The sequence below is a fragment of the Mycobacterium sp. Root265 genome (assembly GCF_001428895.1).
Taxonomy (GTDB): domain Bacteria; phylum Actinomycetota; class Actinomycetes; order Mycobacteriales; family Mycobacteriaceae; genus Mycobacterium.
Genome location: NZ_LMJA01000022.1, coordinates 64,438 through 88,743 on the forward strand (window position 1 = coordinate 64,438; position 24,306 = coordinate 88,743).

Consider the following 24,306-nt stretch of genomic DNA (forward strand, 5'->3'; position numbering starts at 1 on the left):
GTGACCGAACGGTGACCGCCACGGTGTTAACGTGCTGGCAGGCATTCATGGGGGCGGGGGCGACATGACCGGGGTGACGCGGTGACGGTCACGATTCCCCAGGTCACCGCCAGTAATCCCGCGACACTGTCCGACGCCGCGGCGCAGCTGCAGGCCAAGATCGCCCAGCTGGACACCTCGATCGACACCCAGCGGCGCACGCTGGCCGGGCTGGCCGCCGGCTGGGAGGGCGACGCGTCCGCGGCCGCCGTGGCCGGCGGCGAGAAGACCCTGGAACGGCTCACCGAACTGCGGCAGCAGCTGCAGACGATCCAGACCACGCTGAGCACCGGCGGTACCAATCTCACCCCGCTGCGCCAGGCCGTCGTCGACGTCACCCAGCAGGCCGTCGCCCTGGGCGCCACCGTCGGCGCCGACGGCACCGTCACCCCGTCCGGCAGTGGCGGCCCGATGACCCCGCAGGTCGCCGCCGCCTACAGCACCGTGCTGAAAACGCTGCTGCAGCAGTTCGACGCCGTCGACCAGGCCACCGCCGATGCCGTCACGAACGCCGCCCCGCTGAACGCTCCCGGCGGCGAGCTGCCCGCCGAACCGCCCCCCGCACCCGATATCGAGGAGCTGAAACCACCCGAGGGCGCCACCGACACCGAGGTGAACCAGTGGTGGGACAGGCTCAGCCCCGAGGAACAGCAGCGCCTCATCGCCGAGAAGCCGGAGTGGATCGGCAACCTCGACGGGGTGCCCGGCACGGCACGCGATCTGGCGAACCGGAACCGGCTGGAGACGCTGCGCCGGGACCCGAACCTCACCGACCAGGAGCGCGCGACGATCGCCGAGATCGACGCCGCCCTCGCCAAGCAGGGCACCCGTCAGCTCCTGGTGGTGGATTTCGACGGCGATCACCCGAAGGTGGCGCTGGCGATCGGCAATGTCGACACCGCCGATCACGTCAGCGTGTACGTGCCCGGTACCGGCTCCATCCCGTGGGACAACCCGACCGACGGCAACGACCTGCCGGCCTACATCGAGCAGTCGGAATGGCTGAAGACCGAGACCGAGCGGGTGCTGCTGGACGCGGGCAAGACCGACGAGACCGTGGCGACCGTCGCCTGGCTGGGCTACGAGCCGCCGTCCAACGTCCTGCAGGCCACCCGCCCGCACTACGCGGACGACAACGCCCCCGAGCTCGCCTCGTTCATCAACGGCATCGACAGTTCACGCGACACCGACCCGCATCTGACGGTGCTCGGGCACTCCTACGGGTCCACCCTGGCCAGCGAGGCGCTGCAACGCGGCACCGCCGCCGATGATGTGGTGTTCATGGGATCTCCGGGACTGGAGACCGACCCGCAGCAGTACCGGGTGCCGACATCGGTTCAGGATCTGCACCTGTCCGAAGGGCACGTCTACGTCCAGCACGCCAAAGACGACCTGGTGGCCAATGCGCGCATCTTCGGCCAGACGATCCCCTCGGACCTGGTCGGCTTCACCGACCTGTCCACCAATGCCGAGACCACCGCGCTGGGCCCGCGCGACGAATCGACGGGCCACAGCAGGTATTCGTTCGTCGACACCACTGCCCTCTACAACCAGGCGGTGGTGGTGGCCGGACTGGGACAAGACGACCGCTACGTGAAGGTGGAGCCGTGATGGGACGACTGATACTCGCGCTGGCGATGGTGCTCGCGCTGGCGGGGTGCGGCCATATGTTTGACACCATGCCCCCGGTCACAGGCGAAGGCGATCACGGCTACGGCACGCCCGAGGAACTCGGCACCCTGCTGGAGCGTCGCGACGCCGAACAGGTCATCGCCGACCGCGACCGGATGATCGGCGAGATCACCACCGCGCTCGGCGATATCGTGCCCGGCGCACGGTGGCTGCCGCACGGCGAACCGCATTCCTCGGTGTGCGGTGACTTCGGGTCAACCGACGGCAGCATCTACTTCAGCCCGCATTACGTGTCGAAGGTGCCCGTGCCCGCCGCGCTGTGGGATCAGGCCTCCCGGACCGTCATCGACATCGCCGCGAAGTTCGGCTACACCGATGTCGTCAGCCGCACCGAGAACGCCACCGACGATGTCGCCAAGGATCTGACCATCCGGGACGCCGACAACGGCCGGCTCGCGTTCGGATCGATGCAGGCGTCCACCATGTACGTCGGTACCGGGTGTTACCTGACCGCCGAGCAGAAGCAGCAGGCCCGCTAGTCCTCGAGCTTGGGATCCGGCTCCAGATGCGTCAGCCCGTTCCAGCACAGGTTGACCACGTGCGCGGCCACGACCTCCTTGGGCGGCTCACGCACATCGAGCCACCACTGCGCCGTCATCGACACCGACCCGACCAGCGCCTGGGCGTACAGCGGCGCCAGATCCGGATCCAGACCGCGCCGGGAGAAGTCCCCGGCCAGGATGGAGGCCACCTGGTTGACGGCGTCGTTGAGCAGCGTCGCGTAGGTGCCCTCGGTGATGGCCGCCGGGGAGTCGCGGATGAGGATGCGGAACCCGTCGGTGTGTTCCTCGACGTAGGTCAGCAGGGCCAGCGCCACCAGCTCGACGCGCACCCGGGACCGGTTGTTGGTCAGCGAGGCGGTGATCCGGTCCAGCAGGGTGGACATCTCGCGGTCGACGACGACCGCGTAGAGGCCCTCCTTGCCGCCGAAATGCTCGTAGACGACGGGTTTGGACACGTTGGCGCGCTGCGCGATCTCCTCCACCGAGGTGCCGTCATAGCCGCGTTCGGCGAACAGGGACCTGGCGATCGCGATGAGCTGTTGACGACGTTCGCTGCCGGTCATCCGGGCGCGGGGCGCACGAGTCTCTTTATCAGGTGCAGCCACACCGAGGAGCCTATAGCTTTCGACTAGAGTCTCGGGTTGATCAGTCCGTCGTGGTGTAATCGGCAGCACCTCTGATTTTGGTTCAGATAGTTCAGGTTCGAGTCCTGGCGACGGAGCAACCCTGCCGTGAGCGACCCCGAACTGACCGCGTCGCCGGAGGAGAAATCCGTGTCAACCACCGAAACCGCCGTGATCGTGCTGGCCGCCGGCGCGGGCACCCGGATGCGCTCGGCCACCCCCAAGGTGCTGCACCCCCTCGGCGGGCGAAGCATGCTGGCCCACGTCCTGCACGCGCTGAACGCGCTCACCCCCACCCACATCGTGGTGGTGGTCGGGCACGGCCGCGACCAGGTTAACGACGAGGTGACCCGGGTCGCCGCCCGCACCAACAGCCGGATCAGCACCGTGGTGCAGGACGAACAACTCGGGACCGGGCACGCCGTCAGCGTCGGACTCTCCGGTCTGCCCGACGACTTCACCGGCACCGTGGTGGTCACCACCGCCGATGTGCCGTTGCTCGGCGGGGCCACCCTGACCACCCTGGCCGCCGCGCATGCGGGCGCCCGGGCCACCATCCTGACCACCACGCTGGCCGACCCCACCGGATACGGGCGCATCATCCGGGACGCCGAGGGTGAGGTGGCGGCCATCGTCGAGCAGGCCGACGCCGACGAGGCCCAGCGGTCCATCGCCGAGATCAATTCCGGGGTGTACGCCTTCGAGGCCGCCGCGCTGCGCTCGGCGCTGACCCGGCTGAGCACCGACAACGCCCAGGGCGAGCTGTACATCACCGATGCGGTGGCCATCCTGCGTGCCGAGGGGCACACCGTGCGCGCCCAGCACGTCGCCGACACCACCGAGGTCTCCGGGGTCAACGACCGCGTCCAGCTCGCCGCGCTGGGCGCCGAGCTGAACCGGCGCACCGTCGAACGCCATCAGCGGGCCGGGGTGACGATCATCGACCCGGCCACCACCTGGATCGACGTGGACGTGGAGATCGGTGCCGACACCGTCGTGCATCCGGGCACCCAGCTGCTCGGCGCCACCGCGATCGGCACCGACTGCACCATCGGACCCGGCAGCACGCTCACCTCCATGGAGATCGGTGACGGCGCGTCGGTCATCCGCACCCACGGCGAGCTGTCGGTCATCGGGGCGGGCGCCACCGTCGGACCGTTCACCTATCTGCGGCCGGGCACCGAACTGGGCGCCGACGGCAAGCTCGGCGCGTTCGTCGAGACCAAGAACTCGAAGATCGGCACTGGCACCAAGGTGCCGCACCTGACCTATGTCGGGGACGCCGACATCGGCGAGCAGAGCAACATCGGCGCCTCCAGCGTCTTCGTCAACTACGACGGTGAGACCAAGCGCCGCACCACGATCGGCTCCCACGTCAGGACCGGTTCGGACACCATGTTCGTGGCCCCGGTGACCGTCGGGGATGGCGCCTACACCGGGGCAGGCACCGTCCTGCGCGACGACGTTCCGCCCGGCGCGCTGGCCGTCTCGGACAATACGCAGCGCACCATCGAGGGGTGGGTGCTGCGCAAGCGCCCAGCAAGCGCGTCGGCCGAGGCCGCACGCAACGCCGGGGCACCCGAACCCGACGCCTGATGTTGGCGTTCCGGTAACCCGGCCACGACCGGTCAGGAAAGCTACGTACGATTGGCGCGTAATCGACCCGACTGGCGAAGGCACCTAAATGAGCCACGACTGGACCGACAACCGTAAGAACCTGATGCTCTTCTCGGGTCGGGCCCACCCCGAGCTGGCCGAGCAGGTGGCCAAGGAACTCGATGTTCCGGTCACCGCGCAGACCGCGCGCGACTTCGCCAACGGTGAGATCTTCGTCCGTTTCGACGAATCGGTACGTGGCTGCGACGCCTTCGTACTGCAGAGCCATCCCGCGCCACTGAACCAGTGGTTGATGGAACAGCTCCTCATGATCGACGCGCTCAAGCGCGGTAGCGCCAAGCGGATCACCGCGATCCTGCCGTTCTACCCGTACGCGCGCCAGGACAAGAAGCACCGTGGCCGTGAACCCATCTCCGCGCGCCTGGTCGCCGATCTGTACAAGACCGCCGGCGCCGACCGCATCGTCACCGTCGATCTGCACACCGACCAGATCCAGGGCTTCTTCGACGGCCCGGTGGATCACATGCGCGCCCAGAAGCTGCTCACCGGGTACATCGCGGAGAATTACGCCGACGCCGACAAGGTCGTCGTCTCCCCCGACTCCGGCCGGGTGCGCGTCGCCGAGAAGTGGGCCGACGCGCTCGGCGGTGTGCCGCTGGCGTTCATCCACAAGACCCGTGATCCGTTGGTGCCCAACCAGGTCAAGTCCAACCGGGTGGTCGGCGAGGTCAGGGGCAAGACCTGCATCCTGACCGACGACATGATCGACACCGGCGGCACCATCGCCGGCGCGGTCAACCTGCTGCGCGAGGACGGGGCCAAGGACGTCATCATCGCCGCGACGCACGGCGTGCTGTCCGACCCGGCCGCCCAGCGACTGGCCGACTGCGGCGCGCGGGAAGTCATCGTCACCAACACCCTGCCCATCGGCGAGGAGAAGCGGTTCCCGCAGCTCACCGTGCTCTCGATCGCGCCGCTGCTGGCCAACACCATCCGGGCGGTGTTCGACAACGGTTCGGTCACCGGATTGTTCGACGGATCCGCGTAACCGTGGCGCGAATCCTCCACAACCCGAAGTGCTCGACCTCGCGCAAGACGCTGGATCTGTTGCGCGAGAACGGTATCGAGCCCGAGATCGTGCTGTACCTGAAGACCCCGCCCTCGCGGGCCGAGCTGGCCGCCATGATCGCCGATGCCGGGATCGACGTGCGCTCGGCTGTCCGCAAACGCGAATCCCTCTACAGCGAACTGGGTTTGGCCGACGCCTCCGATGACGAGCTACTCGACGCGATGGCAGAACATCCGATTCTGATCGAACGGCCGTTCGTGGTCACCGACAAGGGCACCCGGCTGACGCGCCCGATCGACAAGGTCCACGAGATCTTGTGAGAGCTGCACTTGCGGCGCTGGCGGCCGCGGCGACGCTGCTGACCGGCTGCGGTGAAGCCACCCCGGACTACCAGTCGTTGCTGTCGACCACCCCGGCACAGCCGACCCAGACCACCTCGCAGGAGTCGGTCCCGCTCTCGGCCTACCTGGAGGGCGTCGGGGTGAAAGGGCAACCGGTCGCCCCGGAGAAGCTCACCGATCTGGCCGTGACGGTGCCCCGGCCGCCGGGCTGGCACGACTACACCAACACCAATCTGGCGCCCGGAACCCGGGTGATCGCCGACGGCGAGACCTATCCGACGGCCATGCTGATGGTGTTCACCCTGGACGGCGACTTCGACACCGCGGAGGCGCTCAAGCATGCCGACGTCGACGCCGAGGTGTCGGAGAACTTCAAGAAGCTCAACGGTTCTCGCGATGACTTCAAGGGTTTTCCGTCCTCGATGATCGAGGGCACCTACGACGTCAGCGGGCAACGCATGCAGGCCTACAACCGGATCGTGTTCGCCACCGGGAAGATGCCCGAAAAACCCGCGCCGGGTCAGCTGGAACCCAAAGCGCAGAAGTACCTGGTGCAGCTGACCATCACCAGCTTCGCCGATGACGCCGAGGCCAAGGGCGCGGCGATCGAGCAGATCATCTCGGGGTTCAACGTCGCGGCGAAGTAGTTACCCTGGCCACCATGAGTTCATGGACCGCCTCGGACCTGCCTTCCTTCGCCGGCCGCCGCGTCATCGTCACCGGCGCCAACAGCGGGCTCGGGCTGATCACCGCGCGCGAACTGGCCCGGGTCGGGGCCTCGGTGGTGCTCGCCGTCCGCAACACCGCCAAGGGCGATGACGCCGCCGCCACGATGACCGGCGATGTCGCGGTCCGCGCGCTCGATCTGCAGGACCTGGCGTCGGTACGCGCCTTCGCCGAGCAGACCGACGCGGTGGACGTGCTGGTCAACAACGCCGGCATCATGGCCGTCCCGTACGCGCAGACCGCCGACGGGTTCGAGAGCCAGATCGGCACCAACCATCTCGGGCATTTCGCGCTGACCAACCTGCTGCTGCCCAAGATCACCGACCGGGTGGTGACGGTGTCCTCGATGATGCATCTGCTCGGCGTGATCAGCCTCAAGGACCTGAACTGGAAGTCGCGGCCCTACTCGGCGTGGCTGGCCTACGGGCAGTCCAAGCTGGCCAACCTGCTGTTCACCAGCGAATTGCAACGCAAGCTGACCGCCGCCGGTTCGCCGGTCCTCGCGGTCGCCGCGCACCCCGGGTACTCGGCGACCAACCTGCAGGGCCAGACCGGCAACACCACCGGCGACAAGTTCTGGAAGGCCGCGAACCGGATCGCCACCGACGCCGACTTCGGGGCCCGGCAGACGTTGTACGCGGTCGCCGCCGACGTGCCCGGCGACAGTTTCATCGGCCCGCGGTTCGGGATGGGCGGACCGACCGGCCCCAGCCCACGCAGCCCGCTGGCGCGCAACCCCCGGACCGCTGCCGGGCTGTGGGCGCTGTCCGCGCAGCTCACCGGCACCGAATTTCAGATCTGAGGGTGTTCTGGGATAGCCTGGGCCCCATCACGGCGAGGGTGGTCCGACCACCGTTATCGACGGGAACTGTCTCTTCGTCCCTGGCCGTGCTTTTCACCACACCGGCACAGGAGTAACGACACATGGCCAAGAACTCGGCCCCCAACAAGCTCACCGCGACCGTGCGCACCCGTACGGGCAAGGGCGCCTCGCGCCAGGCCCGCCGCGACGGCCTCATCCCCACCGTGCTGTACGGCCACGGCACCGAGCCCCAGCACCTGGAGCTCAACGCGCGCGATTTCGCCGCCGTGATGCGCCACTCCGGCACCAACGCCGTCCTGACCCTGGACATCGAAGGCACCGAGTCGCTCGCGCTGACCAAGGCGCTGGACATCCACCCGGTCCGCCGCAACATCCAGCACGTCGACCTGCTCGTCGTGGTGCGTGGCGAGAAGGTCAACGTGGACATCAACGTGCTCGTCGAGGGCGAAGCGGCCCCCGGCACGCTGGTCACCCAGGAAGCCAACACCATCGCCGTCGAGGCCGAGGCGATGTCCATCCCCGAGCAGATCACCGTGTCGGTCGAGGGCGCCAAGGTCGGCACCCAGATCACCGCCGCTCAGCTCGACCTGCCCAAGGGCGTCAGCCTGAACGTCGATCCCGAGACCCTGGTGGTCAACGTCGTCGCGGCGCCGACCGCTGAGGACCTGGAGAGCGATGGCGCCGGCGAGGCCGACGACACCGCCGCTCCGGCCGAGGATGACGCCGCCGAGGGCGAGGGCGAAGCAGCCGAGGGCGAAGCCGAAGCCTCCGAGTAACTCCGGGGAATTTCGTCGACTATGGCCGAACCGCTGTTGGTGGTCGGCCTGGGGAATCCCGGGCCGAACTACGCCAAGACCCGGCACAACCTCGGATTCATGGTCGCCGACCTCCTGGCCGAGCGCATCGGCTCAGGTTTCAAGGTGCACAAGAAGTCCGGCGCCGAGGTGACCACTGGTCGCCTCGGCGGCCGGGCTGTGGTGCTCGCCAAACCCCGGGTCTACATGAACGAATCGGGCCGCCAGGTCGGCCCGTTGGCGAAGTTCTACTCGGTGTCCCCGGCCGATGTCGTGGTGTTGCACGATGAACTCGACATCGACTTCGGTCGGATCCGGCTCAAGCTCGGCGGCGGGGAGGGCGGCCACAACGGGCTACGCTCGGTGGCGTCCGCGTTGGGCACCAAGGACTTTCAGCGGGTCCGCATCGGGGTGGGACGCCCGCCCGGACGCAAGGATCCGGCTGCCTACGTGCTGGAGAACTTCTCCGCCGTCGAGCGCCCGGAGGTCCCCATCATCTGCGAGCAGGCCGCCGACGCGGTGGAACTGCTTCTCGCGCAAGGGCTGGAGCCCGCGCAGAACACCGTGCACGCCTGGTAGCTACCAGGCGAACGGGACACCGAGATCGAGCGTCCGCTCCGCCTTGTCATACCAGCCCTGCGGCGCGTACTGATCGGTGTGCAGGTAGCACTGCACGATGACCTCCGAAGTGTCCGGGGTGAACGTCAGCAACCGGCTGATCGGCAGCGTCGTGATCGGCATGTGGTGCCGGCTCAGCGACGCGACGTTCATGAAGAACGTTCCTCCCCAGCGTCGTTCGATATGCGTCTTGCCGCCGTGCGAGTCGTCGGGATGAGTGTGGGTGTGCCCACCGATCCACAGCTTGACCGCGCCGGGATGCTCGGCCAGATAGCGTTCGAACGCGCCGGAATCCGGTTGGCTGCCCACCCAGTACAGATACGAGGCCCCCTGCGGCGTGCCCTGCGCGAAGGGGCGGTGGTAGTGCTCGTGCAGGCTGCCGTCGGCGTCTCTGCGCACGCCTTCCCATTCCCCGGAGGCCACCGTGGTGTCCTTGAGCACGTAGTGGTGCACCGTGATGATGATCGAATCACGGTTGTTCTCAACCATGTTCACCCACCAGTCGAAGGTCTGGGCCGAAACCACTCCGCCGGGGTTGCCGCCGAGGGTGCCGCGCCCGACCGTCTGGGAGGGCTCGTTGACATCGCTCATCATCAGGAACAGCAGGTTGCCCACCCGGAAGGAGTAGCGCTCCCAGGTGCCCGCCACGGGAAAGCAGCGGGCCGAGGCGTCGACGCCCGAGTGCTCGGTGTGGTCACCGAGCGGGTCGATCCACTTACGCCACCACCACGCCTGCGGCTCGTCCAGACCGTTGCGGTCGTGGTTCCCGCAGACCGAGTAGACGTCCTCTCGGCGATGCTTGGTCAGTGCCGCCAGCTGGCGGCGCACCTCTTGGCCCTCGGCATCGTCGGGCAGGCTGTGGTGCGCCCCGGACATATCGCCCGCGTCGATGGCGATGTCCCAGTCGAATCCCGTTGCGCCGTCGGATTCGGACTGCCGGATCGCGTCGGCCAGGCTCTCCCGGCCGAACTGTTTGTCGGTGCCTACGTGTGCGTCGCCGAATGCCCAGAGGCGAAAGCTGCGATCCACGCCGACCATTGTCGGGCGCCGCCCCGGTACCGGCGCAGCGTTGCGCTCAGGGCGATTCCAACCGCTTGGCGGTCACGAACTCCCCGCGGATCAGCCAGACCCCGAGCGCGATCACCGCGCCCACCTCGAACGCGACGATGCCGCGTTCGACGATCCCGAGCGGGATGATGCGGTGCCAGCGCAGGTCGGTCACCATGCTGACGGCGATCGCGCCGAACAGCACCGAGAGCCAGGCGATGGAACCGTAGGCCAGCCACACCGCCGGGCGGGCCTGCCGGTGCCTGCGGGCGATGGCCAGCACCGCCGCGGGTAGGGAGACGAAGGCGAGCAGCGTGGCCATCCGGTGTATCGACCCGCTGGTGCTGGGTCCGATCTCCCAGTTGTGTTTGGGGAAAGCCGCCACCCCGACGAGCCCGATCACCCACAGCGACATCAGGATCGAGCCGAACGAGAGCGGAGCCACCACGCCGGCGCGGATCAGCCCGGCCAGCAACAGGATCGAGCCGACGGCCAGGGCCAGCACACCGGTGAGGAAGGCCCAACCACCCGCGGTGTAGATGTACTCGGAAATGGTCGCCATGCGCAGGGTGCGACCCGGCCGGTGGGACTGGCCGCCGAGTATCGCGTCCAGTGTCAGGATGGCGACCACCGAGATGGCGGCGCCCAGTACCGCGATCCAGCCGAACAACGCGTGTGAGGCACGGTCCATCAGACCAGGGTACGGACTGTCGCGCAGCCTAGCCGGTGACGAGTGCCACCGAGTTGGCCCGGCGCAGCTTGCCCGACGGGGTCTTCGGGATGGTGCCCGGTCCGAGCACGACGACGTTGCGCGGGCGCACATCGACCTCGGTCACCACTTCGTGGGCGACCTGGTGCTCGATGCGGCGCACCTCGGCCAGATCCTGGTAGTGGTTGGATTCCACTGCGACGGCGAAGGTTTCGCGTGAATGGCCGGCGTCGAGGCGCACCGCGACGGCGCAACCGGGGCGCACGCCCTCGACGCGGCCGGCGGCCCGCTCGATATCGGTCGGGTAGATGTTGCGGCCGGCCATGATGATGACGTCCTTGACGCGACCACACACCACGACATTGCCCTCATCGGTGATGTAGCCGAGGTCGCCGGTGTCGTACCAGCCGTTCTCGTCCTGGGTCGGCAGGAAGCCGGCCATGGTGATGTAGCCGGGGGTGACCGATTCGCCACGCAGCTGGATGACACCGACACCGCGGGTCGGCAGCAGGGCGCCGTCCTCGTCAACGATGCGGGCTTCCAGGTCATTGAGCAGCGGGCCCAGAGATGCCAGCCGCCGGGTGTTGCCCTTACTGGACGGCACCGCGCGGCGCAGGGCGGCCAGCAGGTCGGCGTCGACCTCGTCGACCACCAGGCCGGCGTTGCACGGTGAGAAGGACACCGCCAGGCAGGTCTCGGCCATGCCGTAGGCCGGCAGGATCGCCGTTTCCGGCAGCCCGAACGGCTTGCCCGCGTCGATCAGGTCCTCGACGTCGGCGGGTTCCACGGGCTCGGCGCCCGACAGCGCGAACCGCAGGGTGGACAGGTCGAACTCGCCCGGCTTGGCCTGGCGGCGCAGCCGCTTCGCGAACAGCGCGTAGGCGAAGTTCGGAGCCGCCGTCATGGTGCCCTTGTACTTGTCGATGAGCTTGGCCCACAGCAGGGTGTCGCGCAGGAAGTCCATCGGCGTCACCTTGACCAGCTCGGCGCCGAAGTACATCGGGATGGTGAGGAAGCCGACCATGCCCATGTCGTGGAAGCAGGGCAGCCAGCTGACCATGACGTCGGTGTTGACGTCGTATTCGGCGCCGATGAACATGGCCTCGGCGTTCGAGAAGATGTTGCGGTGAGTGATCTGCACGGCCTTCGGCGAGCCGGTGGAGCCGGACGTCAGCTGCATCAGCGCCAGATCGTCCTCGCCGGTCTCCAGCGGGTCGATCGGGTCGGCGGCCAACAGGTCGGAGACGACGAGGACCTTTATCCCTTTTTCTTCGAGTACCGGGATCGCCACGATGAACGGTTCGGAGACGATGACGGCCTTGAGTTCGATCATGCCGATGACGGTCATGGTGTCTTCGGCCCAGACGACAAGGTCGGTGCGCGGGGTCGGCTGGTGCAGCATGGTGAGGCTGCCGCCGCGCATCCACACGCCCTGGGCGGTCGGCGCGATCTCCACCGGGAAGCCGGCCAGCACGCCGACGGCGTCTCCGGGGCCGATTCCGGCCGCGGCAAGTCCGCCGGCGACGCGGCGGGCGCGCTCGTGCACCTCGGCCCAGGTGTGCCGAACTGGCTCATACGGTTCGCCGGTGACCATGCCCCGCTCGCTCTCACGGGCGCTGCGGTACATCTTGTCGGTGAATCGGCTCACGACAACCTCCTGGGTGTCTGGGACCGGGTCGGCTGCGACCTCGGCGCCAGTTTCCTTGCGCGTTTCCCTATATTCCGCCTGCTAGCACCCTCGTAGAGAGAGGCGCGCACACACAATTGGGAAGCAGTTGTGTCTCAAAACGGTGATGGCCAGCCGGTAACTCGCACTTGTTTCCGCCTGCGGGTTTCCACCAGAGCCCATCTTAAAGAACCCTTAAGTAACTGCCAAACTCTTGGACCGATCGAGACATGTGTCACAACGCAACAATGTTTGATTCACCGGCCCGGGTCGGGCACCACCCGGGCGCCGTGGACCGGGCCGCTGGCCACCCGCACGGTGCGACAGACTCCGGCGCCCGACAGCGCCGTGCCGACGTCGACCGCCGCGGATTCCGATGCACACAGGAAGGCGCAGGTGGGCCCGGACCCGGAGATGATGCCGGCCAGCGCCCCGGCCTCGTCGCCTGCGCGCAGCGTGCGGCGCAGGTCTGAGCGCAAGCTCAGCGCGGCGGGCTGCAGATCATTGCCGAGCAGGCCGGCCAATTCATGCGGGTCCCCCGAGGCCAGCGCGGCCAGGACCGGTTCGGCATCATCGAGCCGCGGCGGCCCGCCCCGGCCCGGCGTCTCGCGTAACCGGTCGATCTCACCGAACACCGCCGGTGTGGACAGTCCCGCGTCGGCGAAGGCCAGCACCCAGTGGAAGGTGCTGCGGGCCAGGACGGTCGCGAGCTCCTCGCCGCGGCCGGTGCCCAGCGCCGTGCCGCCGTGCAGCGCGAAGGGCACATCGCTGCCGAGCTTGGCGCCCAGCGCATGCAGATCGCGGCGCGGCACGCCCAGCTCCCACAGATGGTTCATCGCCACCAGGACGGCCGCGGCGTCACCGCTGCCGCCCGCCATCCCGCCGGCCACCGGGATCGACTTCGAGATGGAGATCGCCACATCGGGCGCCCGGCCGACATGGTCGGCCAGCAGCTCGGCGGCCTTCCAGGCCAGGTTGCGCGCGTCGGTCGGCAGCGCCTCGGAGCCCTCACCGGACATCGTGAGAGACAGCACATCGGCGTCGCGCACGGTGACGTCGTCGAACAGGGAAACCGCATGAAAAACGGTGGTGAGTTCGTGGTAGCCGTCGGCACGGCGATCCCCGACCGCCAGATACAGATTGACCTTGCCGGGGACGCGCACCGTCACCGAACCGGTGGGCACCCACTCGGTTGCGGTATCGCCGTCAGATGCAGACACCGGACGACACTACCGCCACGCCTGACACGCCGAGCGGATAAGCGCTGAGATACCCCTCGTCAGATCCCGCCGCTGTCCGACCAGGCTAGTGTTTGCCGACAGGGTGTGTCAAGGATCACAACGAGGATGGACCGGCCCGCTATTCGTCGAGATGAACGCGGTCGATATCAGCCGGCGATAATCTGGCCCGGTGCGACCCCGGCGCGGGGACGAACTTTGCCAGGGTCAGCTGCGAGCCGAGTCGGTGGCGCGCTCGGATTCCGTCACGGCCGGCTCGGGTGCCGGGGCCGGCGGGGGCGGCGCCAGTTCGCTGGACCGCTGCAGGAGCCGCACGAAATCCGCGATGGCCAGGGTCTCGCCACGGCGAGCCGGGTCGATACTGGCCGACAGCAGACGTTCGGCGGATTCGTTGCCAGAACCGGCCCACTCGGCGAACGCGTTACGCGAGGTCTTACGGCGCTGCGCGAAGCCGATGTCGATGAGGTTGAAAACCTCCTCGCGGAACGAGGCATCGGTCGGCCACGGGGACGACTCGTAGCGGTCGATGCGGACCAGACCGGAGTACACCCGCGGGATCGGCCAGAACACCGTCGGCGAGACCATGCCGTACCGGCGCACCTCACCGTAGAAACGCACCTTGGCGCTGGGCACGCCGTAGTCCTTGCCACCGGGCTCGGCGGCGAGCCGCTCGGCGACCTCGGCCTGCACCATGACCATCACGGTCTTGATTGACGGGAACTCGGCCAGCAGATGCAGCAGCGCCGGGACCGCGATGTTGTAGGGCAGATTGGCGACCAGCGCGGTGGGCAGCTCGTCGACGTCATCGGCCTTCAACGTCAGGATGTCGCGGTTCAGCACGGTCAGCCGGCCGATCTCGCTGTGCGAGTGGTTGGCGATCGTCTTGGGAAGCTGACGGGCCAGCACCGGGTCGATCTCCACCGCAGTCACGCGGGCACCCCGGTCGAGCAGGCCCAGGGTCAGCGAGCCGAGGCCCGGACCGACTTCGATCACCGAATCCTGCCGATGGATACCGGACGCGGACACGATGCGCCGCACAGTATTGGCGTCGTGGACGAAGTTCTGTCCAAACGCCTTCCTCGGCCGGAAGTCGATCTCCCGAGCCAGATGCCGTATCTCGGTTCGCCCGAGCAGTCGGATCGTCACGATGACCCCAATCTGGCGCTACATGTTGGCCAGGCACCCCAACCCTGACGTGCCCTCGTCACTTCAGCAATCGCGATCTGTTCTTCACGCGTCGCCAAATCTGCCCGCTGAGCATACCTCAGACCACCTTGTCGCTCCCAGGTGTTTTGATCAAATTGGACCCCACCGAAATATCCGTTGCCGGTGTTGATACCCCAATTACCACCTGATTCGCACCCGGCGAGCGCATCCCAGACGTGACCCTGCGATACCGGCGGCACTTCTGTACCGGGTTTGGTGCCAACTCTCAGCACAGATTGGCGCGCCGGATTGACGACGACATTGGCTACTGGCAATCTTCCCGTCTCCACCCCGTTGACCTCCGCGATGGCAAACGTGACGTCCTGCAGACCCGGGGTGCCCGGGTCCTCGACGACCTGGCGACTTTGATTCATCGTCGGATCTTCGATCCGGTTGCTGGGCGGCGGCAGCGGCACCTGCGCGGTCACCTTCTCGATGCGGACACGCGTCACGTCGATGCGCATCCCGTCGACGACCGGCGACGACGCCGCCGGGATCACGGTGTCGCGCTGTTCCAGCGGCACGCCCGCCGCCTCCAGCAGAGCGCCGACGTTCGGGGCTGCCAGCCGGACGGTGCTCAGTTTGCCACCGTCGTTGAGCTGTACGTTTTTGGCGCTGACCACGGGCAATGACATGCCGGCCAGCGGCAGGCGGCTGCCGCGCGATGCCGCGGCAGGAGCGGTGTCGGTCATCGATAGCTGCGAGAGCGCCTCCTGGACCGTCGCTGCCGTCGTCCACACCTCGGTGCTGTTCTGGCCGTCCAGGGAGATCTCCAGGGGGCGGCTGCGGCGCAGCACGATGGAATCCGTATCGGCCACGTTCGCGTCGGCGGCCGGGTAGAGGTCGTCACGCTCGCCGACGGTGTAGCCGTTCTCCTCGACCACGTCGATGACCCGCGACTTCATCGTTGCCACGGTGAGCTGAGTGCCGTCCACGGTCAGTGACACCGTCTTGTGGGAAGTCACTGCGACGCCACCGGCAAACACCAAGGTGAGCAGCAGTGCGCCCACCAAAAACCGGAGCGCAGGCGAGCGCGACTCGTGGAGCTGGTTCAAGACATTCACTGATTTCGATCCCCGACTAATGAGCGCGGCACGTGAGCAGCCAGGATGACCGTCCGCCGTCGATAACAGGACGGTAACGAAGTTCGTTCAACCGCGCCAACTCGCCACGGTACCCAACACGTCACACCAATCCGTACGTGCGGATAGCGTTGTCGGCGGTGATCTCGGCCAGTTCCGCGGCGGAACGGTCCAGCACATCGGCCAGCGCGCGCACGGTGTACGGCAGGCAGTACGACTCGTTGGGCGCACCCCGGAACGGGTGCGGGGTGAGGAACGGGGCGTCCGTCTCCACCAGCAGCAGCTCGGCGGGCACGACGGTGGCGGCCTCGCGCAGGGCGTGGGCGTTGCGGAAGCTGACCGTTCCGGACAGGCTCACCATCCATCCGTTGGCCGCGCAGATCCGCGCCATGTCGGCGTCGGAGGAGAAGCAGTGGAAGATCACCGTCTCCGGCGCCCCCTCCGCGGCGAGCACGTCGAGCACTTCGGCATCGGCGTCGCGGTTGTGGATCATCAGTGGCTTGCCGGTGCGCTTGGCCAGGTCGATGTGCCAGGCGAAGCCTTCCCGCTGCTCGGCGGGATCAGCGCAGCCCTCCAACTTGCCCGGCCAGTACATGTCCATGCCGGTCTCCCCCACCGCCACCACCCGCGGCCGGGCGGCCAGCGCTTCCAGTTCGGCCTTCGCCGCGTCGTCGAGGGCGTTGGCCCGGGTCGGATGCAGGGCGACCGCGGCATAGACGCGGGGATCCCAGTCCGCGGCCTGGGCGGCCCAGCGCGCGGCGTCCAGGTCGTCGGCGATGGTGACCACGGCCTGCACACCGGCCGAGCCGGCCCGGTCGAGGATCGCGTGGACATCGTCGGCGGTTTCGGCACCGCACGCGTCGAGGTGGGTATGAGCGTCGATCAGCGGGGCGAGCGGCTCCGGGATCGGCGGCGGCTCGCTACGTCTTCCGTGGGCGCTCACGCCCTAACACTCTAGGGTGAAGCTGAAATGAGCGAGTCTTACTACATCACCACGGCGATCGCCTATCCCAATGGCGACCCGCACGTCGGACATGCCTACGAATACATCGCCACCGATGCGATCGCGCGGTTCAAGAGATTGGACGGCTATGACGTCCGCTACCTCACCGGAACGGACGTGCACGGTCTGAAGATGGCCGAGACGGCAGCGAAACTCGGTATCCCCACCGCCGAGTTGGCGCGGCAGAACTCCGATGTGTTCCAGCGCCTGCAGGAAAAGCTGAACATCTCCTTCGACCGCTTCATCCGGACCAGCGACGCCGACCACTACGAGGCGTCCAAGGCGATCTGGCGACGGATGGTCGACTCCGGGGACGTCTACCTCGACAATTACTCGGGTTGGTACTCGGTGCGCGACGAGCGTTTCTTCACCGAAGCCGAAACCTCGGTCGGCGCCGACGGCGCCCGGATCGCCACCGAGACCGGCACTCCGGTGACGTGGACCGAGGAGCAGACCTACTTCTTCAAGCTGTCCGCGTACGCCGACCGGCTGATGGCCCTCTACGAGGCGCATCCCGAGTTCATCGAACCCGAGGTGCGTCGCAACGAAGTGGTCAGCTTCGTCTCCGGCGGCCTGCGCGACCTGTCGATCTCGCGGACCACGTTCGACTGGGGCGTTCCGGTGCCCGATCATCCCGATCACGTGATGTACGTGTGGGTGGACGCACTGACCAACTATCTGACCGGCGTCGGTTTCCCCGACACGGATTCGGAGTTGTTCCAGCGGTACTGGCCGGCTGATCTGCACATGGTCGGCAAGGACATCATCCGGTTCCACACCGTGTACTGGCCGGCATTCCTGATGTCGGCGGGCATCGAACTACCGAAAAAGGTTTTCGTGCACGGCTTTCTGCTCAACCGCGGCGAGAAGATGAGCAAGTCGGTGGGCAATGTCGTCGATCCGGTGAACCTGGTCGACACGTTCGGCCTGGACCAGGTGCGGTACTTCTTTCTGCGCGAGGTGCCGTTCGGCCAGGACGGCAGTTACAACGAGGACGCCATCATCGGCCGGATCAACGCCGACCTGGCCAATGAGTTCGGCAACCTGGCGCAACGCTCCCTGTCGATGGTCGCCAAGAACCTCGACGGCATCGTGCCCACGCCGGGTGAGTTCACCGCCGAGGATTCGGCCATGCTTGCAGCGGCGGACGCGTTGCTGGACCGTGTCCGAGGCCATTTCGAGGCCACCGCCATGCACCTCGGACTGGAAGCGATCTGGTCGGTGCTCGGCGCGGCCAACCGGTACTTCTCCGCCCAGGAGCCGTGGGTGCTGCGCAAGACCGACGCCGGGCGCTTCAACACCGTGCTCTACACGACGCTGGAGACCGTGCGCATCGCCGCACTGTTGAGCCAGCCGGTGATGCCCGAGTCGTCGGGCAAGCTGCTCGATCTGCTGGGCCAGCCCGCGCAGCAGCGGGACTTCACCGCGATCGGTACCCGGCTGGCCGCCGGCACCACGCTTCCCGCGCCCGAAGGAGTGTTCCCCCGCTACCAGGTCGAGTGAGACGGTCGGCCTGCACGAGAAGCGCAGGCCGCGAACGCAACTCGGCTAGCGCCAGGCTTTCTGCGCCAAGGGCCGCAACGCCACGCGAAGGTGCCGCAGCAGCAGTTCGGTCTCGCTCGTCCACGGCCGGCTGTAGCCGATTCTGCGCTCGACCCACGCCTCGAAGGATCGACGCGGGGATATCGGCTTGTCGACAGGATCGGATTCCAGGGGTTTGTCGGGGTTACCTCCCCAGGTCACCTCGTCGATGTGCTCGGCGCGACTGACCCACAGTCTGACCCGTTGTCGCGCAGAGGTTTCGATGACCACGCCGGCGGCGCCCGCAACGGGTGTCAACATCAGGTCCGCCACATCGCGGATCAGGCTGTCGCTCTGCCACACGACGGCGCCACGGTCGAAAGACACCTGTTCGACCCGGCCCAGGGTGTCATCGTCGAGGCAGTGACCGACCGCGTGGATCGTGTCGCCGACACACATGACAGCGCCATCGGCGCCGAAGTCGGCCATCAGCCGCGGCCCCAGCACCGGCCAGATATCCTCGACCCGTTCGGTGGTCGCGACGAGCGCCTCGATATCGCGGAAGCGGCGTCCCATCCCGTCTATCAGACGCATCCGCCGACCGGCTCTGAAGGACGAGACCGCCAGCGCATGTGCGTCCACCAGCGCGGCGATGTCGTCGAGGACTCTGATATCAGGGTCCCGTGGACCGGCATGATGGCAGGAGATCAACGCAGCCAGCGTGTCCCCGGCCGCTACCGGGAAGGACAACGCAGCGCCCACACCCATGTTGGCCAGGTATGCCAGATGAACCTCGGACACGCTGCGTAGATCGGACCGGGTCAAATCGACCGGGTCAGTCGATCGCGTCAGCAGTGCAACGGGAGCCGCAGTCGCATCGGGGATCATCCGCCAGGGGTTCTGTAGGTACAACGCTCGCGCGATCTTCGGGATGTCGCTGGCTGGAAAGTGCAGCCCCTGGTAGCTACCGAAAGCAGTTCCGTTGCGCGCTTCGGCGATCACCTCGCCATGCCCGTCATCATGAAACTGGTAGTACATGGTGCGCGCATATCCGGTGCGCTCAGCGATCTCGTCCACAAGCCGCTGCTTGTCGGCCTTGATGTCAGCCTCGCTACTCGGCGGATGCGCACTGCGCACCGCAGATCCAGCGTGCGCCGGCACCGATGATCCGGCCTGCGGGATCATTTCCAGGAGCATCCCTCCATCGGCAGCGACGATCGTGAGCACGCTCAGCGTGATGCCGCGATGCGTCACCGCCTGCCGCCGGGCCCGGCGGTCGGTGGGCTGGACCGGCGTCCCATGCGGCAGATCGAGTGAATCCGCGTGCGTGCCTATCGCTTCATCGGCGCCGAGACCGATGACTGTGTGCACGTTCGCCGACGCATGGGTGATGTACCCGGCCCGGTCGACCTTCAGCAGCACGCCAAAGGGCTGAATCGCTCCTGAGAGGTGCAGCCGCTCCTGCTCGCAGCCATCGATGAAACCACGACTCATGCCTGTTCCGACCGCCTCACCAACAGGTCTGCGATCATCGCAGGTTCGCTCGGGCGCGAAAGGCCGAAACCCTGGCCGTACTCACAGCCATGCTCCTCCAGCCATGAACGTTGCTGCTCGTTCTCGATCCCTTCGGCCACTGTCGACAGACCGAGGTTGTCGGCCAGCCCCAGGATCGCGAGTGCGACGGCCCCGTCCTCCGCCACGCGGCCGACTCCGGCGGTGAGCGACCGATCGATCTTCAGCTCCGACAACGGGAGTCGGCGCAAATAGCTCAACGATGAATATCCGGTACCGAAATCATCGATGGACAGCACCACGCCGGCCGCGCCCAATGCCATCAGATTGCCAGACACCGCACCCTCGTCCTGCAGCAGTGCGCTCTCGGTGATCTCCAACCGGACTCGGCTGCCCTCGATACCGGCCTCGGACATGGCAGTGAGCAGTTCCGGTGCGAACTCGGCCTCCCGCAGACTCCACGGGGATACGTTCAGCGACACGGGTGGCACCGCGTAGCCGTCGCCGCGCCACCGCGTCAACTGCGCGAGCAGCAGATCACGCCCCACCCGATCCAGCGCCACAATCAGACCGCACCGCTCGGCGATGGGAACGAACTCGGCCGGGCTGACCGGCCCCAGCTCGCTGTCCTCCCAGCGCAGCAAGGCTTCCAGCCCGACGATCTCACGGGCTCCGGCGATCCGGTGGATCGGCTGATAAATCAGCCGAAAGACATCCTCGCGCAGGGATCGCCGCAGACCGCGTTCTATGCGGGCATCCCGGCGTAGCCGTTCGCCGATCGACGGGTCGAACAACCCGACCCGGTCCCGCCCCTGCGATTTCGCGTGATACATGGCCGCATCGGCCGCGTTCAGTAGCGTCTCACCGTCAGCTCCATCATCGGGGTGGAACGCCAAACCGACACTGGCCGAGCTGAATACGTCAAGTTCGTCAAACGAGTACGTCCGCGACAGCGTGTCCACGACATTTCCGGCCAGTGTCTCGATGTCATGCCGATTCTGCCTGCGTATCAGCGCCACGAACTCATCGCCGCCGAATCGCGCGACCGTGTCGTCGTCGCGCAGAACGGAGCGGATGCGCTTCGCGGCCATTTTCAGCAGTTCGTCACCCACGCTGTGACCGAGCATGTCGTTGACATACTTGAAATGGTCTATATCTATGAAGAACATTGCCAAGACGCCCGATTCGTGCGGAGAGCGTTCGATCCCTTCATCGAGGAGTTCGGTGAAGAGCGCGCGGTTGGGAAGCCGAGTCAACTCGTCGTGGGTGGAGAGGAACTCGGTGCGTCGCTGCACATTCTTGATCTGGGAGATGTCGGAGAACACGGCGACGAAATGTTCGACCCGACCGGGTCTTTCGTTTGACCGACTGACGGTGACCCACGCGGGGTAGGACTCCTGGTTCTTTCGGCGGTGGACGATCTCACCGCGCCACCGGCCGTGCCGGCGCAGTTCCGACCACATCGCCGACTCGCGACCGTCACCCGGGGCCCCGAAGAACAACTCCAGCGCCATCCCCGTCACTTCGGCGGTGGTGTAGCCGGTGATCACCTCGAAGGCGAGGTTGCATGTTTGAATGCGGCCCTCCGGATCGGTGATGACGATTGCCTCGCCGGCCTGCTCGAAGACACTTGCCGACACCCGCAGAATATCCTGGGCTTCTTTCTGCGCGGTGATATCTCGGGCTTCGAACAGATAGCCCGTCGGTGTTCCATTGCTGCCGAGAAGAACTCGATGCGTACTGGCCAGGAACCGCATCGCCCCAGCGACATTCACGGCATACTCCCGGTCCTGCGGTGCGCCGGTCCGCAGTGCCTCGCGGTCGGCGCTCCACAGCTCACCTGCCAGCGGTGGCCCCATGATGTCGAAATCGGTGAGTTCGATTGGGGATCGGTCCAGCCCGAACATGTCGAGAAACTGTTGGTTGACGTACTGATATGTGCCGTGGACATTCTTGATCGCGTACACCGCAGCGGTGACCTCCAGCAGTGCCTGGAGACGCGCCTCTGAGTCGAGCAGGCGCTGTTGCGCCTCGGTGATGTCTGTCATGTCGACAATCGAAGCGGCAAAGGTGACCACCCGCCGACGGTCATCTGTCGCCGGGGTCACCTGGACACGAAATATCCTGTTGTCCCAGGTGGCGGTGAAGTCTTCTCCGGCACCGGTTTTCATTGTCTGGTCCAGTAGCCGCTGCAGCCCGGTGAAGGCATCGGGCAGCTGGAGCTCACCGATCGGGTGACCCACCGACCGATCCGTCAGCGACAGCGAGTTCGCTGCGGCCTTGTTGAACCGCAGGAGAAGCCCATCGCCATCGAATACCAGCACCGCGAAGGGAAGCGTGTCATACAGGTGCGCGTACTCGCCGCTGATCCGTGCGAGTTCGGCGGCCTTGTTGTTGTATTCCTCATTGAGGCCGACAAGTTCCTCGTTGGCAGCCTGCAACGTTTCATTTGAGGCCTGCAGTTCTTCGTTGGCTGCCTGCAGTTCCTCGTTGGCCGCCTGCAATTCCTCGCTGAGCGCCTGCATTTCCTGATTGCCGGCGGTCATCTGTTCCAGCAGAACGTGCAGATGTTCTCGCGTAGAGGTCAATTCATCGACGAGTGCCTCCTCGCTGAGACCCTGCCCGGCAGCGGGCGCCCGGCCTTGCTCCCGGGCAGCCGGCGTCGCCGGAACGATCACGATGGCAATGGACGGTTCCCTGTGGTCCGACAAGGGTTCCAGCAGGATTCGGACCAGCTGATCGCCGACGCTGCAGTGTCGGCTGTGCTGCGGTTTCGCCGTCGCCCGGAAGCGGTGCAGCATCGTGAGCAGTTCGCCACGCAGTTCCATGGCAATCGCGTCGACGATCGCCAACCGCGCAGCACCCGTGGGGAAGGCGAGAAACGACGCCACCTGCCCGACGGTGTATTGGATGGTGCCCTCGCGATCGCACAGGATCACCGTCGCGTGGAGAGTCCTCGCCGTTGCGGCCAACAACTGGTCGACCGGCACATCCACGCGCCGCACCACCCGGCGCGCCGGGTAGCCACCGCGTGGTGCCGGCAGCCGGCTGTCCCCGGTGGCTCTCCGGTACACCCGCGCCGCCCGGTCGACCGGGACAAACAGTGACTCCGCCGCCGAGACGGTCTCCGACTTGCCCAACAACAGGACGCCGTTGGCACCGAGTGCGAAATGGAACGCACCGAGCACCTTCGTCTGCAGCTCCGCATCGAAGTAGATCAGCACGTTGCGGCAGGTGATCGCATCGAGGCGGAGGAACGGAGGGTCGCAGACCAGGTTGTGCCGCGCGAACAGGATCATGTCCCGGAGTCGCGTGTCGACTTGGTAACCGCCCTCCACGACATGAAAGCACTTCGCCACGACGTCGGCCGGCAGATCACCGAGCGCCGACGCCGGGTATACCCCGCGCCGCGCGACCGCCAGCGCGCGTTCGTCGATATCGGTCGCGAAGATCTGGACGTCGCGCGACGCCGAACCGGTGGTGATATCGGCGACGATCATCGCCAGCGTGTACGCCTCCTCGCCGGTCGCGCACCCGGCGACCCACAGACGCAACCCCTCTGCCGGTTCCTTCTCCTCGAGAGTGCGGGCGATGGCACCCGCCATGGCCTCGAACGCAGAAGGATCGCGGAAGAACGCGGTGACCGAGACGAGCATGTCATCGGCCAGCGCATCCAGTTCGCCAGGATCGTCCCGCACCAGCGCGAGGTAGTCGGCGAGCGACGTCACCCCGACGGCACCCAGCCTGCGCTCGATCCGGCGCCGCACGGTGCCGCGTTTGTACCCGGAGAGGTCGATCTCGGCACGGGCACTGAGCAGTCCGAGCAGTTCGGCGAGTTGGTCGTCAGCGCCGTCCGCGGGGGCATCGGTATCGAGCAGGACGGGAAGCTGAGTGGCGATCTCCTCGGGAGTTCCGACGAATGCGATCGCCACCGACTCCAGCGCCGACGCCGGCATCCCATCGAAGGAGGCCGAAGCCGGCTGCTGGACAACCGCCCGGCCACCTGCTTCCACGATGGCACGCAGCCCAGCCGATCCATCCGAACCCGTACCGGACAGCACGATCGCCACTGCCCGCTCCCGTTGCTCGGCCGCCAACGTCACGAAGAACCGATCGATTGACGGTTTCGGGGTCGTCTCGGCGGGGACGGGGGTCAGCCGCATCCGGCCTTCGACGATGTCCGCGTGGTATCCAGCCGGAACCACATAGACGGTGTCTGCGACAGCCTCGGCATCGTCGGCGAGCGTCACCACATCCAGCGAGGTCTTCCCCGCAAGCAGGGCAGCCATGGCCGATGGGCGGGCCGGCGAGATGTGCTGTAGCACCACATAGGCACAGCCCAGACCGGGTTCGACGACCGCGAGCAGCCGCCCGATGGCCTCCAGCCCTCCGGCCGAGGCGCCGATGGCCACGATCCTGGCGCCAGCACCACCGCCCGACATGGACCCCCCTCGGCAGCGCCCTGCTTCGGCTGCCC

Annotated in this window: 20 protein-coding genes and 1 tRNA gene; 11 read left to right on the forward strand and 10 right to left on the reverse strand. The window is 66.9% G+C overall.

What is annotated here, in order from left to right; genetic code table 11:
• Positions 1-81 precede the first annotated feature (81 nt).
• Together ASE48_RS16840 and ASE48_RS16845 are read left to right on the forward strand one after the other, a co-directional pair.
• The gene (locus tag ASE48_RS16840; RefSeq protein WP_057168256.1) at positions 82-1,650 is read left to right on the forward strand and encodes an alpha/beta hydrolase; all 1,569 of its coding nucleotides are present in this window, start codon (positions 82-84) and stop codon (positions 1,648-1,650) included.
• Positions 1,650-2,210 carry an LppA family lipoprotein gene (locus ASE48_RS16845; RefSeq protein WP_057168257.1) on the forward strand — a complete coding sequence of 187 codons (561 nt, stop codon included), beginning with the start codon at positions 1,650-1,652 and terminating at the stop codon, positions 2,208-2,210. The genes ASE48_RS16840 and ASE48_RS16845 overlap by 1 nt, the downstream gene beginning before the upstream one ends.
• Here the strand turns inward: ASE48_RS16845 and ASE48_RS16850 are convergent.
• Positions 2,207-2,797 carry a TetR/AcrR family transcriptional regulator gene (locus ASE48_RS16850; protein ID WP_057168258.1) on the reverse strand — a complete coding sequence of 197 codons (591 nt, stop codon included), beginning with the start codon at positions 2,795-2,797 and terminating at the stop codon, positions 2,207-2,209. The two genes, ASE48_RS16845 and ASE48_RS16850, sit on opposite strands and share 4 nt — an antisense overlap.
• 86 nt (positions 2,798-2,883) lie before the next feature.
• Between ASE48_RS16850 and ASE48_RS16855 the strand changes: the two genes are divergently transcribed.
• The 8 genes from ASE48_RS16855 (at position 2,884) to pth (ending at position 8,806) form a co-directional block, all read left to right on the forward strand.
• Positions 2,884-2,955 (forward strand) — tRNA-Gln (locus tag ASE48_RS16855).
• Positions 2,956-3,061: 106 nt separating this feature from the next.
• Entirely contained in the window at positions 3,062-4,453 is a 1,392-nt protein-coding gene (glmU, locus tag ASE48_RS16860; RefSeq protein ID WP_057168588.1) for a bifunctional UDP-N-acetylglucosamine diphosphorylase/glucosamine-1-phosphate N-acetyltransferase GlmU, read from the forward strand.
• A gap of 88 nt (positions 4,454-4,541) precedes the next feature.
• Complete coding sequence (locus ASE48_RS16865; protein WP_057168259.1) at positions 4,542-5,522, forward strand: ribose-phosphate diphosphokinase; 981 nt, start codon at positions 4,542-4,544, stop codon at positions 5,520-5,522.
• A gap of 2 nt (positions 5,523-5,524) precedes the next feature.
• On the forward strand, positions 5,525-5,863 hold the full coding sequence (arsC, locus tag ASE48_RS16870) for an arsenate reductase (glutaredoxin) (RefSeq protein WP_057168260.1): 339 nt from the start codon (positions 5,525-5,527) through the stop codon (positions 5,861-5,863).
• On the forward strand, positions 5,860-6,531 hold the full coding sequence (locus ASE48_RS16875) for an LpqN/LpqT family lipoprotein (RefSeq protein ID WP_057168261.1): 672 nt from the start codon (positions 5,860-5,862) through the stop codon (positions 6,529-6,531). Before arsC ends, ASE48_RS16875 begins: the two co-directional genes overlap by 4 nt.
• Positions 6,532-6,545: 14 nt before the next feature.
• Positions 6,546-7,412 carry an oxidoreductase gene (locus tag ASE48_RS16880; RefSeq protein WP_057168262.1) on the forward strand — a complete coding sequence of 289 codons (867 nt, stop codon included), beginning with the start codon at positions 6,546-6,548 and terminating at the stop codon, positions 7,410-7,412.
• Between the two features lie 122 nt (positions 7,413-7,534).
• A complete protein-coding gene (locus ASE48_RS16885) occupies positions 7,535-8,209 on the forward strand; it encodes a 50S ribosomal protein L25/general stress protein Ctc (RefSeq protein ID WP_057168263.1) in 675 nt (224 codons plus the stop codon).
• Positions 8,210-8,230: 21 nt separating this feature from the next.
• Entirely contained in the window at positions 8,231-8,806 is a 576-nt protein-coding gene (pth, locus tag ASE48_RS16890; RefSeq protein ID WP_057168264.1) for an aminoacyl-tRNA hydrolase, read from the forward strand.
• On the opposite strand, the gene ASE48_RS16895 is transcribed toward pth, so the two are convergent.
• From ASE48_RS16895 to ASE48_RS16925, 7 genes are all read right to left on the reverse strand, one after another.
• Entirely contained in the window at positions 8,807-9,883 is a 1,077-nt protein-coding gene (locus tag ASE48_RS16895; RefSeq protein WP_057168265.1) for a metallophosphoesterase family protein, read from the reverse strand.
• 37 nt (positions 9,884-9,920) lie between these two features.
• Positions 9,921-10,583, reverse strand: coding sequence for a DUF998 domain-containing protein (locus ASE48_RS16900; RefSeq protein WP_057168266.1), 663 nt, complete (start codon positions 10,581-10,583; stop codon positions 9,921-9,923).
• 28 nt (positions 10,584-10,611) lie between these two features.
• A complete protein-coding gene (locus tag ASE48_RS16905) occupies positions 10,612-12,249 on the reverse strand; it encodes a fatty acyl-AMP ligase (protein WP_057168267.1) in 1,638 nt (545 codons plus the stop codon).
• Between the two features lie 275 nt (positions 12,250-12,524).
• A complete protein-coding gene (locus ASE48_RS16910; RefSeq protein WP_082614249.1) occupies positions 12,525-13,487 on the reverse strand; it encodes a 4-(cytidine 5'-diphospho)-2-C-methyl-D-erythritol kinase in 963 nt (320 codons plus the stop codon).
• A gap of 225 nt (positions 13,488-13,712) precedes the next feature.
• Positions 13,713-14,651 carry a 16S rRNA (adenine(1518)-N(6)/adenine(1519)-N(6))-dimethyltransferase RsmA gene (gene rsmA / locus ASE48_RS16915; protein WP_057168269.1) on the reverse strand — a complete coding sequence of 313 codons (939 nt, stop codon included), beginning with the start codon at positions 14,649-14,651 and terminating at the stop codon, positions 13,713-13,715.
• Entirely contained in the window at positions 14,648-15,775 is a 1,128-nt protein-coding gene (locus ASE48_RS16920) for a resuscitation-promoting factor (RefSeq protein ID WP_057168270.1), read from the reverse strand. The genes rsmA and ASE48_RS16920 overlap by 4 nt, the downstream gene beginning before the upstream one ends.
• A 121-nt stretch (positions 15,776-15,896) precedes the next feature.
• A complete protein-coding gene (locus ASE48_RS16925) occupies positions 15,897-16,736 on the reverse strand; it encodes a TatD family hydrolase (protein ID WP_057168271.1) in 840 nt (279 codons plus the stop codon).
• A 27-nt stretch (positions 16,737-16,763) separates the two neighbouring features.
• Here ASE48_RS16925 and metG point away from each other — a divergent pair, with 27 nt between their 5' ends.
• Positions 16,764-18,299 (forward strand): methionine--tRNA ligase, encoded by a 1,536-nt coding sequence (gene metG / locus ASE48_RS16930; protein WP_057168272.1) that lies wholly within the window; start codon positions 16,764-16,766, stop codon positions 18,297-18,299.
• A gap of 45 nt (positions 18,300-18,344) precedes the next feature.
• On the opposite strand, the gene ASE48_RS16935 is transcribed toward metG, so the two are convergent.
• Positions 18,345-19,811, reverse strand: coding sequence for a GAF domain-containing protein (locus ASE48_RS16935; RefSeq protein ID WP_057168273.1), 1,467 nt, complete (start codon positions 19,809-19,811; stop codon positions 18,345-18,347).
• A complete protein-coding gene (locus tag ASE48_RS16940) occupies positions 19,808-24,271 on the reverse strand; it encodes an EAL domain-containing protein (RefSeq protein WP_057168274.1) in 4,464 nt (1,487 codons plus the stop codon). Before ASE48_RS16940 ends, ASE48_RS16935 begins: the two co-directional genes overlap by 4 nt.
• Positions 24,272-24,306 lie beyond the last annotated feature (35 nt).

Excerpts from the sequence above, each read along its gene's own strand:
- glmU (WP_057168588.1), top strand. The coding sequence starts at position 3,062 with ATGCGCTCGGCCACCCCCAAGGTGCTGCACCCCCTCGGCGGGCGAAGC.
- ASE48_RS16940 (WP_057168274.1), bottom strand. The coding sequence starts at position 24,271 with ATGTCGGGCGGTGGTGCTGGCGCCAGGATCGTGGCCATCGGCGCCTCG.
- pth (WP_057168264.1), top strand. The coding sequence starts at position 8,231 with ATGGCCGAACCGCTGTTGGTGGTCGGCCTGGGGAATCCCGGGCCGAAC.
- ASE48_RS16895 (WP_057168265.1), bottom strand. The coding sequence starts at position 9,883 with ATGGTCGGCGTGGATCGCAGCTTTCGCCTCTGGGCATTCGGCGACGCA.
- ASE48_RS16900 (WP_057168266.1), bottom strand. The coding sequence starts at position 10,583 with ATGGACCGTGCCTCACACGCGTTGTTCGGCTGGATCGCGGTACTGGGC.
- metG (WP_057168272.1), top strand. The coding sequence starts at position 16,764 with ATGAGCGAGTCTTACTACATCACCACGGCGATCGCCTATCCCAATGGC.
- ASE48_RS16850 (WP_057168258.1), bottom strand. The coding sequence starts at position 2,797 with ATGACCGGCAGCGAACGTCGTCAACAGCTCATCGCGATCGCCAGGTCC.
- ASE48_RS16935 (WP_057168273.1), bottom strand. The coding sequence starts at position 19,811 with ATGAGTCGTGGTTTCATCGATGGCTGCGAGCAGGAGCGGCTGCACCTC.
- ASE48_RS16845 (WP_057168257.1), top strand. The coding sequence starts at position 1,650 with ATGGGACGACTGATACTCGCGCTGGCGATGGTGCTCGCGCTGGCGGGG.
- ASE48_RS16865 (WP_057168259.1), top strand. The coding sequence starts at position 4,542 with ATGAGCCACGACTGGACCGACAACCGTAAGAACCTGATGCTCTTCTCG.
- ASE48_RS16880 (WP_057168262.1), top strand. The coding sequence starts at position 6,546 with ATGAGTTCATGGACCGCCTCGGACCTGCCTTCCTTCGCCGGCCGCCGC.
- ASE48_RS16885 (WP_057168263.1), top strand. The coding sequence starts at position 7,535 with ATGGCCAAGAACTCGGCCCCCAACAAGCTCACCGCGACCGTGCGCACC.